The organism is Pseudomonas sp. ML2-2023-6 (assembly GCF_037055265.1).
GTDB lineage: Bacteria > Pseudomonadota > Gammaproteobacteria > Pseudomonadales > Pseudomonadaceae > Aquipseudomonas > Aquipseudomonas kulmbachensis.
This window is the reverse complement of record NZ_CP146347.1, coordinates 1964869-1977147: the sequence shown is the minus strand read 5'-3', so window position 1 is coordinate 1977147 and position 12279 is coordinate 1964869. Positions and strand designations below refer to the sequence as shown.

The 12279-nt window shown below is 55.9% G+C and carries 10 protein-coding genes; 5 read left to right on the top strand and 5 right to left on the bottom strand.

What is annotated here, in order from left to right; all coding sequences use genetic code 11:
• Positions 1–2763, top strand: coding sequence for a polysaccharide lyase family 8 super-sandwich domain-containing protein (locus tag V6L79_RS09115; RefSeq protein WP_338580109.1), 2763 nt, complete (start codon positions 1–3; stop codon positions 2761–2763).
• A gap of 101 nt (positions 2764–2864) precedes the next feature.
• Here V6L79_RS09115 and V6L79_RS09110 read toward each other — a convergent pair whose 3' ends face one another.
• Complete coding sequence (locus V6L79_RS09110; RefSeq protein ID WP_261741273.1) at positions 2865–3938, bottom strand: AI-2E family transporter; 1074 nt, start codon at positions 3936–3938, stop codon at positions 2865–2867.
• Between the two features lie 35 nt (positions 3939–3973).
• Positions 3974–5008: a DUF2066 domain-containing protein gene (locus V6L79_RS09105; protein ID WP_261741272.1), complete on the bottom strand. Its 1035-nt coding sequence runs from the start codon at positions 5006–5008 to the stop codon at positions 3974–3976.
• Positions 5009–5391: 383 nt separating this feature from the next.
• On the opposite strand from V6L79_RS09105, the gene purM reads away from it, so the two are divergent.
• The 4 genes from purM to V6L79_RS09085 all read left to right on the top strand — a co-directional run bounded on the left by purM (position 5392) and on the right by V6L79_RS09085 (position 8275).
• Complete coding sequence (gene purM / locus V6L79_RS09100) at positions 5392–6450, top strand: phosphoribosylformylglycinamidine cyclo-ligase (protein WP_019827729.1); 1059 nt, start codon at positions 5392–5394, stop codon at positions 6448–6450.
• Entirely contained in the window at positions 6450–7100 is a 651-nt protein-coding gene (gene purN, locus V6L79_RS09095) for a phosphoribosylglycinamide formyltransferase (protein WP_261741271.1), read from the top strand. Before purM ends, purN begins: the two co-directional genes overlap by 1 nt.
• Before the next feature lie 8 nt (positions 7101–7108).
• Positions 7109–7822, top strand: coding sequence for a DUF3108 domain-containing protein (locus V6L79_RS09090; protein WP_261741270.1), 714 nt, complete (start codon positions 7109–7111; stop codon positions 7820–7822).
• Positions 7823–8092: 270 nt separating this feature from the next.
• Positions 8093–8275, top strand: a complete 183-nt coding sequence (locus tag V6L79_RS09085) for a hypothetical protein (protein ID WP_261741269.1) — start codon at positions 8093–8095, stop codon at positions 8273–8275.
• Between the two features lie 141 nt (positions 8276–8416).
• Here the strand turns inward: V6L79_RS09085 and V6L79_RS09080 are convergent, their stop codons facing one another.
• From V6L79_RS09080 to relA, 3 genes are all read right to left on the bottom strand, one after another.
• A complete protein-coding gene (locus V6L79_RS09080; RefSeq protein WP_019827734.1) occupies positions 8417–8962 on the bottom strand; it encodes a DUF2058 domain-containing protein in 546 nt (181 codons plus the stop codon).
• 22 nt (positions 8963–8984) lie between these two features.
• A complete protein-coding gene (mazG, locus tag V6L79_RS09075) occupies positions 8985–9818 on the bottom strand; it encodes a nucleoside triphosphate pyrophosphohydrolase (RefSeq protein ID WP_261741268.1) in 834 nt (277 codons plus the stop codon).
• Between the two features lie 129 nt (positions 9819–9947).
• Positions 9948–12200 carry a GTP diphosphokinase gene (gene relA / locus V6L79_RS09070; RefSeq protein WP_261741267.1) on the bottom strand — a complete coding sequence of 751 codons (2253 nt, stop codon included), beginning with the start codon at positions 12198–12200 and terminating at the stop codon, positions 9948–9950.
• Positions 12201–12279 lie beyond the last annotated feature (79 nt).

Genomic DNA, 12279 nt, shown 5'->3' with positions numbered 1-12279 from the left:
ATGAATAATGAACTGGAAATGTGGATCGAGATGAATGGCGCATCGATCATTTCAGATCGGGACACACTAAAAGGTGAGTCGCTCTATGCCTGCGCCATAAATAATCACAATGGTCAGGTGTTAAGCCTGGTCCACTACCAGCCTTCGGATGCGCAAATGGGTCACTATAGGTGGCCAAAATTTTTCTCGGACACGATTAACCAAACCTCAGACTCAATCCGTGCAGGCAAAAAAATCGGCGAGACATTCAAAACTCATGACAGCGGCTATCCCAATAAGCTCTGGCATTCGAATCTGTGTGACATACGCGTATTTACGACGGCCTGTCATTTGGATAACTGGATAACCGCCGGATCGATTGAATCAGCAGCCAACTTGCTGCCAGACTCCCCCATCATCATCAAAGTGAAAGACAGTTCGACCGGGCACATACTTGAGACGTTGACCTTTCATCCAACGAAGAGTGAATCCACCCAATATAACTGGCCATTCTTTCTCAGTCACTTCATCAATACCAACAGTGTCTTCCTGCGCGCAGGAGAAAAAAACCTGGAAACAAGGCTCATAACCCCCCTGTTTAGCAGTTATGAAAATACGCTCTGGCTGCCTGCTCACAGTGCATTGACTGTCACTCTTGAGCATGCCCTCGCAGAGCAAGTTAAAACCAGCGCAAATACGGTTCATGGCGACCTGATTTACAAACTGCGATCCACCCCACCCGGCCAATCAGAAATTGACCACTGGATTTCCATGTTTAACAGCGGCCGTTTCTCGGATATCAAATACCCCTCGGGGAAAAAAATTAACCCTGCACCTCTTTACACTCACTTACAAAGGGCGCAAAGCATTGCCAACTATATTGCCCGAAATCAAGCTTCTGCCCCCGAGCGGTATATTGAATGCGCCGTCGATGCCTTGAATTTTTACAGCCAGCAAAATTATGACCCTGCCAACTGGTGGGATCTCAATATCGGACTGGGAAAAAGAGCTTCGATTGCAGCTCTCCTATTGTCCACCGTCGTTCGCAACAACAAGCTGAACATGTTCTTCGACTACATCAGGCAGGTGACGAACGCCGAGGCACCCGAAACCGGCGCCAACCTTGCCGACTATTGCTTTATCCAACTGATATGGAGCTTGGCCGCATGGAAAACATCTGCGGACAACGCAGAGCTTGGAAATACTTATGCGGCCTACCAGGTGCTCTCCTCACTTTGTTTTCCGGTCCATCGTCACGGCAAAGAAGAAGGAGAGGGAATCAGTGTCGACTACTCCTACAGTCAGCACAATCCAGAGTCTGGTAAGTACTCGCAACTGTATGGCGCTTCTTACGGACAGGAATTGCTTTCCAGAATATTTCAAAGTATCTCAGTCTCAAATGGGATCTTCTCCTTTACCCGGGAAGCCGTGACGTCGATCGAAGAGTTCCTTGTTCAGGGAATGGCCTGGATGGGGTATGCCAAAGTGTATGACTTTCATGCCTGCGGCCGGGCCCTGAGCCGAAACACACTGACAAACTCATCGCTGGCAGGTTGGGCCCAGCAACTTATCAACCAAGGGGCAAAGCACCCTGAAGTTTTGCTGGAACTCATCAGCCGTGCCAATGGAAACGAGGCAGACAATCAGTACTTCATCGGCAACAGGGTATTTTGGGTCAACGATTACATGTCCCACATAACCCCGAATTTTTGTCTGTTCGCTAAAATGATCTCGGACAGAAGCGTAGGCTCTGAAAGTGGAAACGGGGAAAACCTGAAGGGATATTACCTGGGAACGGGATCCTGTTTCGTTGTCAAGCACGGAGATGAGTATCGCAACATACAACCCGTCTGGGACTGGCAAAAAATCCCCGGCACCACGGTGGAGCAAGTTCCAGATTTCAAATTCCCACTAATTAACTGGGGAAACAGGGCATGGGGGAGCCATCCTTTTGCCGGCGGCGCCAGCAATGGGCATTGCGGAATCAACAGCATGAAACTGGCAAAAAATCAGATCGCCAACTCCCATAAAAGTGTCATTGCACTGAGCGAGGGCGCTGTTTTTCTGGGCTCTGCCATTAACACGATAACGACGACTCATCCGGTCACCACCACGGTCAACCAATGCCGCCTGAAAGGGGAAGTTACTGTAACGTTACATGATGGATCCCGCTCTAACCCATCCATTCCCTTTAAGATATCCTCCACTGATATCGCGCAAATCGAGCATGACGGGCTCTACTATCGATTCAGAAAAGAAGATGCTCAGGAAGTAACACTGCAACTGGCTGAGCAATCAGGTAGCTGGCGCTCGATCAATACATCAGAAAGTCTGAACATCCTGAAAGAGCCAGTATTTACCGTATGGATCAATCACTCCAAAGGTACACACGGAACGTACGCCTACGAATTAGGCAATATCGAGGTGCCCAGCAATGAGTGCCAGCGGATCTACAGTGATACTGTCCATATGGCATTGTTTTACTCACCCGCAAAAGCCATAGGTACTCTGTTCGACGCCAGCGTCAAACTCGATATCCCGCTCGGCAACGCACTGTCAGTCACACCGTTGGATGCTGTGTCCTTCATAATTGAGGAGCGCGAGGGCTATCTGCATTTCACTTGTGCTGACCCGAGCCAACAACTTGAAGAGGCTCGATTTATCATTTCATTTCCTGCGCAAGGCACACTGGCTGATACCAGAGCGGAGCAGATCATCACTATTCCCTTGCCCTCTGATGACCTAGCTGGAAAAAGCGTTACGCACGCGTATCTCATCCCTTGAAAAACACACGAGTAACGCTCTTCCAAGACAACATGCAACCAGAGCACTTAATGGTCTACTACACGTTGGTCATCCAGTGCCCTGGGCTTTTATTGGCCAAGTTATAACTGAGGGTCTTCACTGCCTTTATAGACTTGGGAGTCTTTGTACAAATCCTGCACATGGCGCACCAGCACCATAATCACCGCCGCTAACGGCAATGCCAGCAGCACCCCGGTAAAACCGAACAGTTCACCCCCCGCCAGGATCGCAAAGATCACCGCCACCGGGTGCAGGCCAATTCGGTCGCCCACCAGCAGCGGCGTCAGCACCATACCCTCCAGCGCCTGGCCAACCATAAACACCACGACAATGCCGATCATGGGATACAAGTCGCCACCAAACTGGAACAACCCGGCTACCAGGGCAGCACCGATACCGATAATAAACCCCATGTAGGGCACGATGGCCGCCAGACCGGCCATCAAGCCGATCAACAGCCCTAACTCAAGCCCTACCAGCATCAAACCGGCGGAATAGATCACGCCCAACGCCAGCATCACCAGCAACTGGCCACGCACGAATGCGCCGAGCACGTCGTGACATTCCTTGGCCAGCGACACAATCTGGTCGGCCCGTGAACGCGGCAACAGGTCGCGAATCCTGGCCATCATGATGTTCCAGTCGCGCAGCAGGTAAAACGCCACCACCGGAATCAACACCAGATTTGCCAAAAGGCCGATCAACACCAAGCTGGAAGCCGTTGCCTGCGACAGGACGATACCGACGATGTCAGTGGCCTGCCCCATGTTCTCGGTGATTGCCGCCTTGATCTTGTCGAACTTCCAGAAACTGTCGCTCAGGCCGAGCTTGGCTTGCACCCACGGCATTGCCGTGTGCTGCAACCAGTCGAGAACCTGCGGCGCCAATTGGTAGAGCTTCAACAGTTGCTTGGCCAGCAGCGGCACCAACACCAGCAGCAATGTCATCAAAATGACAGTGAACAACGTGAAAACCGTGATCGTGCCCCAGGTTCTTGAAAGCCCGAGCCTTTCCAGCCGATCAACCACAGGGTCGAACATATAGGCCAGAACGATCGCGACCAGAAAAGGCGTAAGTATCGGGTGCAGGAAATACACAAACAGGACGAACCCCAGCGCCACACCCCACCACACCCACCGTCGCGAATCTGCCATGAGCTACCCCATCCTTATATAAAGAAGATCAAAACCTACCAGCGAAACCGCAGTTGCGCCGCTGGCGCTGGCGTCACACCGGGCGCTTGCCCTGCGTCAGCCCCGGAAGACACCTGACCAGCAGGCACTTCCTGCAACTGCGCCAACCCCAGCTGCGAACGCAATTGCTCAGTACTGCCGTTTACCAGATACACAATACGATCACCGTCGACACTCTTTAGTTGCGCGCCGAAGGGTTCCAGCAAATGCCCAAGCTGCGCATAGCGTTGCAGCGTCATGCCCTGAACTTCGAGCAACTGCTCGGAGGAAACCCCGGGCTTCACCGCATAACGCGGGGCCAGACGCTGACTCACTGCAAGCATCACGGCATCGGCCAGCGCAGCTTGATCGGAAGCCTGAGCGCTGCCTTGCTCCTGCTGATCACCGACCCACAGACGCCACTTGGCGCTCCACTGTCCGGCGTCATCATGCGCATGCACCGCCAGCAGCGCATCCGCGCCATAGCGCTCGGATGCGTCCTTTAAAGGTGCAGGATTGCTGCCCTCAAGGTTTTCTGCTGTACCCACCAGCTGTTCACTCAAATCTGCCAACGGCAGGCGCAACGGCAATCCGCGATGCTGCGCCGCTCGGCGCAATGGCTCTGCCGCTGATTGACCGTCACCGACCAGGCTCGAACCATCGACCGAGTCGTTCAACCACCAGCCGAGCAATGCTGGACGGTTACTGCCCCACAACGACAGACCGGCCTGGCGCAACGCACGATCAGTACTCACCGGATCGAAGTCCACCTGCAGGCTTTCCGGCGGCCCCGCGTCATAGCCGTAGCGGCTGATGATTTGCTGCGGATCCTTGCGAATCGCCTCAAGCCCCGGGCTTTGAATCGCCTTGGCGTCCCCGGTAAGACGAAGCACCAGGGTTTCCAAGGCCTTTTGCGTGGCCTGGGTACGCTCATCCGGCGATTGACTGGTGACCGGCTCATGCACCTGATAAAGACCCGTCAGAATTTCGGCATGACTCGCCAGGCTAAAAAATGACAAACAGCCCACGGCTAAAAATTGACTAAAACGCATGAAAAATTCCCGATGACAAAAAGCAGCCTGGAAAGGACGCCATAAAAACACTCGAACACACTTCAGACACGGCCACAGCCGAATCATTCACGCTCATCTCGCAGTTTTCATGCGGTCATAAAAACTCAAAACCAATTAGCTATACCTTATACAGGCCCGCGCGCAGACCCAAGTACGACTAAAAAAGGTTTTTTTCGACAGATATAACCCTGCCTGTCGGCCCGAGGATGGCCGCTGCCCCTCAAGCCTGATAAAATCGCGCGCCTTCGCAGACCGCCAACAGCCGGACACCCTGCAATTGCTCTGTTGCAATCATTGAGCACTTGCAAGCCTGCCCGCTGAACTCGGTCGATACCCCCGAATCCCCCCTAAAGGCCTGGATTATGAGCAAGCAACCATCCCTGAGCTACAAAGACGCCGGTGTAGACATCGACGCCGGTGAAGCATTGGTCGAACGCATCAAGAGCGTGGCCAAGCGCACTGCACGCCCGGAAGTGATGGGCGGCCTCGGCGGTTTTGGCGCCCTCTGCGAAATCCCGGCTGGCTACAAGCAGCCTGTACTGGTTTCCGGCACTGACGGCGTTGGCACCAAGCTGCGCCTGGCACTGAACCTGAACAAACACGACAGCATCGGTATCGATCTGGTTGCCATGTGCGTTAACGACCTGATCGTATGCGGCGCAGAGCCTCTGTTCTTCCTCGACTACTACGCCACCGGCAAGCTCAACGTAGAAACCGCGACCCAAGTGGTTACCGGTATCGGCGCTGGCTGCGAACTGTCCGGTTGCTCGCTGGTAGGCGGCGAAACCGCTGAAATGCCAGGCATGTACGAAGGCGAAGACTACGACCTGGCCGGTTTCTGCGTCGGTGTTGTAGAAAAATCCGAAATCATCGACGGTTCCAAGGTTGCTGCCGGTGATGCTCTGCTCGCCCTGCCATCTTCGGGCCCGCACTCCAACGGTTACTCGCTGATCCGCAAAATCATCGAAGTGTCCGGTGCCGACATCGAAAACATCCAGCTCGACGGCAAGCCGCTGACCGACCTGCTGATGGCGCCGACCCGTATCTACGTCAAGCCGTTGCTCAAGCTGATCAAGGAAACCGGCGTTGTTAAGGCCATGGCCCACATCACCGGTGGTGGCCTGCTCGACAACATCCCGCGCGTGCTGCCAAAAGGCGCTCAAGCAGTCGTTGACGTTGCCAGCTGGCAGCGCCCTGCAGTCTTTGACTGGCTGCAAGAGAAAGGCAACGTGGACGAAAACGAAATGCACCGCGTGCTGAACTGCGGCGTTGGCATGGTGATCTGCGTGGCTCAGGCTGACGTTGAAACCGCGCTGAACGTACTGCGCGAAGCAGGCGAGCAACCTTGGGTCATTGGCCAGATTGCAACGGCCGCCGAAGGCGCTCCACAAGTTGAGCTGCAAAACCTCAAGGCGCACTAATGCCTGATACCTGTGATGTAGTGGTGCTGCTTTCCGGCACCGGCAGCAACTTGCAGGCCTTGATCGACAGCGATGACGTCAAGGCCAGCCCGGCAACAATCCGCGCGGTAATCTCCAACCGCGCAGATGCCTACGGCCTGCAACGCGCCAAAGACGCGGGTATCGATACCCGCGTACTGGATCACAAAGCATTCGAGGGCCGCGAGGCCTTCGATGCTGCACTGATCAAGGTCATCGACGAATTCAATCCGAAACTGGTGGTTCTGGCCGGATTCATGCGCATTCTCAGCGCAGACTTCGTACGTCACTATCAGGGTCGCCTGCTCAACATCCACCCCTCGCTGCTGCCCAAATACAAAGGCTTGCACACGCATCAGCGGGCGCTGGAAGCGGGAGATCGCGAGCACGGCTGCAGCGTGCACTTTGTGACCGAGGAACTCGATGGCGGACCTCTGGTCGTACAGGCAGTGATACCGGTAGAGTCCGATGACTCGCCGCACAGTCTGGCGCAACGGGTTCACACCCAGGAACACCGGATTTATCCGCTTGCAGTGCGCTGGTTTGCCGAAGGTCGCTTGTCACTTGACGAGCAAGGCGCATTATTGGACGGTCAATTACTCGCGGCCAGCGGCCACTTGATACGAACCTAGGAGAACTTATGCGTCGTGCCCTGTTTCTCGCCCTTGGCCTGCTGGCGTTCCCAGCAGTCCAGGCGGCCGATCTTCAGCCTTTCAAGGCCAGCTATACCGCCGACTGGAAACAGTTGCCAATGAGCGGCTCCGCCGAGCGTAGCCTGACCAAAAGCGACAACGGTGTCTGGACCTTGAACTTCAAGGCTTCGATGCTGGTGGCCAGTCTGAACGAAGAAAGCACCCTCAAGATCGAGAAAAACACGCTGATCCCGCTGACCTACCACTTTGAACGTGGCGGTCTGGGCAAAGCGAAAAAGATCGACCTGGATTTCGACTGGGCGACCAAAATGGTCACTGGCACCGATCAGGGCGACGCAGTCAAAGTGCCGCTACTGACTGGCATGCTCGACAAATCCACCTACCAGCTGGCGCTGCAGCGTGATGTAGAGGCCGGTAAAAAGTCCATGAGCTACCAGGTGGTTGATGGTAACGACGTAGACACCTATGACTTTCGCGTGATCGGCCCTGAAGTGGTCGAAACCAAGGCGGGCAAGGTAGACGCTATCAAGGTTGAGCGCGTACGCGATCCGACGCAGAACAAGCGCATCACTGAAATGTGGTTCGCCAAGAACTGGGATTCGCTGCTGGTCAAACTGCGCCAGGTCGAAAAAGACGGCAAGGAATACAACATCATGCTGCTGGACGGCACGGTGAATGGCAAAACGGTCAAGGGCAACTAAGCGACAAGCCTTTAGCTGCAAGCTGTAAGACAAAACCTCGCTTCGGCGGGGTTTTTTTGGGCCTTAAAATAGCCCTAAAACATGAAACTTTTGTCATAAAACTATCGGCAAAATCCGTAAACACCCCGTCTTTCAAGGGCTGCAGAGTTTTGCGGTTTTTAACGACATGACAGCCCGACAATTAGCTATTTACTTAGGAAGCTAACAGATTCTATAAAGAAGTCCTGCGACGCCTTGCCGCAGGCCCTTATCAGAATTTGGAGCAAGCAGATGACTATCAAAGTAACTGAGCGCGACGATTCACGTATGTTTCACCAGCTGGTAGCCCACGGTGTACACCTGTGGGATGTACATCAAGAAGACGTACTGGTTGGTATGTTCCACCGCGAAAGCGACGCTCACAGCTACAAGGCTGAGCTGGAAAAGCTGGAAGCGCAGAAACACCAAGCCTGAACTACTGCAACTACAGTCTTGAAAAACACAAACCCCGCCGAAGCGGGGTTTGTTTTGTTATGCGCTAACGCAAAACTCTGTGGGAGCGAGCCTGCTCGCGAAAGCGTTCGCGAGCAGGCTCGCTCCCACGGGTTTTGAGTGTTACCACATCAAATCGTCAGGGATCTGATAAGCCGCGTACGGATCGTCTTCTTCCGGGGTTTTCGGCTCGACCAGGATGTTCAACTGCACGATCCGACGCGGATCGCGTTCCTGGATCTTCAGCGCCGCCTCACGCGGAATGACTTCGTAACCGCCCTGGTGCTGCACGATCGCCAGCGAGCCATTGGCCAGCTTGTTACGCATCAACGTGTTGACCGACAGGCGCTTGACCTTCTTGTCATCAACGAAGTTGTAGTAATCCTCGGTAGTCAGCTTGGGCAGGCGCGAGACTTCGATCAATTGCTTGATCTGGGCGGCGCGGGCCTTTTGCTCGACCTTTTCCTGTTGCTGACGGTTCAGCTCCTGGTCGCGCTTGACCTTCTCGGCCTTGGCTTCGGCAGCCAGACGCTGCTGAGTGTCGTCCAGTTCGATCTGGCCTTTATGGGCCAGACGCTGCTGCTTCTGCTTTTCTTTACCGGCCTGCTTGGCCTGCTTCTCGTTAACCAGTCCGGCTTTGAGCAACTGGTCGCGTAGGGAAATGCTCATCTACTTACTCACTTAGGCAAACTCAGCCGCAGCTGGGCAAATTCTTTTCCTGGCGCTTGGCTTCGCCCCACAGGGCGTCCAGGTCTTCAAGGGTGCAACTTTCAATGGGACGCAGGGTATCGCGCAATGCCTGCTCGATAAACCGGAAACGTCGATCAAATTTTGCATTGGCGCCACGCAAGGCGGTTTCAGGGTCCACTTTGAGGTGCCGGGCCAGGTTGACCACGGAAAACAGCAGGTCGCCAATTTCGTCATGGATGGCCGCCGAATCGTTATCAGCCATCGCTTCCAGCACTTCGTCCAGCTCCTCGCGGACCTTGTCCAGTACCGGCAACGCGGCTGGCCAGTCAAAGCCGACCTGGGCAGCACGTTTTTGCAACTTGGCCGCGCGGGACAAGGCAGGCAGCGCCGCCGGTACATCATCGAGCAACGACAACTGTTCGGGGGCGGCGGACTTTTCTGCGCGCTCCTCGGCCTTGATTTCATCCCAGCGCTGCTTTACCTGCTCTTCGCTCAGGCGTGGCACATCCAGCGGCGCATACAGATCGCCGGTGGGGAACACATGGGGATGACGGCGGATCAGCTTGCGGGTGATGCTATCGATGACCCCGGCGAATTCAAAACGGCCTTCTTCGCGGGCCAGTTGGCTGTAATACACCACCTGGAACAACAAATCGCCCAACTCACCCTGCAAATGCTCGAAATCGCCGCGCTCAATGGCGTCAGCGACCTCGTAGGCCTCTTCAAGGGTGTAAGGCACGATAGTGGCATACGTTTGTTTGATATCCCACGGGCAGCCGTACTGCGGGTCACGCAGGCGGGCCATGAGGTGCAGCAGGTCGTCGAGGTTGTACATCAGTAATCCCTTTGGATAAAACCTGTAGCCGCTGCCGCAGGCAGCGATGGGTTGCGTAGCGACCCCCTCCATCGAATTGACAGAGAAGGTCCTTCGGCCCTTATCGCATCCTGCGGCAGCGGCTACAGATCAGCGTGCTTCGCTGCGCCCGATCCGGCGGGTTTCGATGATATTTGGCAATTGCGAGATACGCCCCAGCAAACGCCCCAGCGCGTCCAGCCCCGGAATCTCGATGGTCAAGGTCATCAACGCGGTGTTGTTTTCCTTGTTCGAGCGGGTATTGACCGCCAGCACGTTGATCCGCTCGTTGAGCAGTACCTGCGACACATCTCGCAGCAGGCCGGAACGGTCGTAGGCACGGATTTCAATATCGACCGGATACGTCGAGACCGGTATCGGCCCCCAGCTGACCTGAATCATCCGCTCCGGCTCACGGCCGCCCAGTTGCAGTACCGAGGCGCAGTCCTGACGGTGAATACTCACGCCACGGCCCTGGGTGATGTAACCGACAATTGCATCCCCCGGCAACGGCTGGCAGCAGCCAGCCATCTGGGTCAACAGGTTGCCGACGCCTTCGATCTGGATGTCGCCGCGCTTGCCCGGCTTGTAGCCCGTGGCCTTGCGCGGGATCAGCTCCATCTGCTCGCTGCCGCGTTCCGGCTCGACCTGTTGCTGCGCCAGATTGATCAGTTGCGCCAGACGCAAATCACCGGCACCGAGCGCCGCATACATGTCCTCGGCGGTTCTCATGTTGGCTTTGTCGGCGAGCTTCTCGTAGTCCACCGCAGGCAGGCCCAAACGGCCCAGTTCGCGCTCGAGCATGGTTTTGCCGGCGGCGACGTTTTGGTCGCGAGCCTGCAACTTGAACCAGTGAACGATCTTCGCCCGTGCCCGCGAGGTGGTGATGTAGCCCAGGTTCGGGTTCAGCCAGTCGCGGCTAGGCGTGCCGTGCTTGCTGGTGATGATCTCGACCTGTTCACCGGTTTGCAGGCTGTAGTTGAGCGGCACAATGCGCCCGTTGATCTTGGCACCACGGCAGTTATGGCCAATTTCGGTGTGCACCCGGTACGCGAAGTCCAGCGGCGTCGCGCCCTTGGGCAGGTCAATGGCATGACCGTCCGGGGTAAAGATGTACACCCGATCAGGCTCGATATCGACCCGCAATTGATCGGCCAGGCCGCCGATATCACCCAGCTCTTCGTGCCATTCAAGCACTTGGCGCAACCAGGAGATTTTCTCTTCGTACTGGTTGGAACCGGCTTTGACGTCGGTGCCCTTGTAGCGCCAGTGCGCACAAACCCCCAGCTCGGCCTCTTCGTGCATGGCGTGGGTGCGAATCTGCACCTCCAGTACCTTGCCTTCAGGCCCGATCACAGCGGTGTGCAGCGAGCGGTAGCCGTTCTCCTTGGGGTTGGCGATGTAGTCGTCAAACTCCTTGGGGATGTGGCGCCACAAAGTATGGACAATGCCGAGCGCGGTGTAGCAGTCGCGCATTTCCGGCACCAGCACCCGTACCGCACGCACGTCATATATCTGGCTGAAGGCCAGACCCTTGCGCTGCATTTTGCGCCAGATGGAATAGATGTGCTTGGCCCGGCCGCTGATATCCGCATCAACCCCGGTGGCCACCAGTTCGGTACGCAGCTGGTTCATCACTTCACTGATAAAGCGCTCGCGGTCAAGGCGGCGCTCATGGAGCAAGGTGGCAATCTGTTTGTACTGCTCGGGCTCAAGGTAGCGGAAGGACAAGTCCTCCAGCTCCCACTTGATATGACCAATGCCCAAGCGGTGCGCCAATGGCGCATAAATATCGAACACCTCACGGGCGACGCGGTTGCGCTTCTCGTCCGGGGCATTTTTGACGGCGCGAATCGCACAGGTACGCTCGGCCAGCTTGATCAGTGCAACCCGCACGTCATCAACCATCGCGACCAGCATCTTGCGCAGGTTTTCGACCTGGCCCTGAGTCCCCAGCACCATGGATTGTCGAGGGCTGAGGCTGGCGCTGATGGCGGCCATGCGCAATACGCCATCAATCAGTTTGGCCACCACGGGGCCGAAGCGCTGGCTGACGGCAGGCAACAGCACCTGCCCTTCGCGCACGCAACGATAGAGAATCGCGGCAACCAGAGAGTCCTGATCCAGTTTCAGATCGGCCAGGATCTCGGCGATTTCCAACCCGGTGCGAAAGCTTGATGTGCCCTCGGCCCACAGGTTTTTCGCGGCATTGGCTTGCTGCTCGGCCTCGCGTGCAAACTCGCACGCTTCTTTCAAGGCTTCACGGTCCAGCGCCACATCGACACTCACCGCATGATCGAGCCATGCCTCGAGGTTGAGACTGCCATCGGTGTTGATCGGCTGGTGTGCTCTGACCTGTACCATCTTGCTTACCTTCCCTACAGCGCACATCTAGTGCGCCGAAATCACAGGCCCTAATCCCAACCGCACGCTACAGGGCATA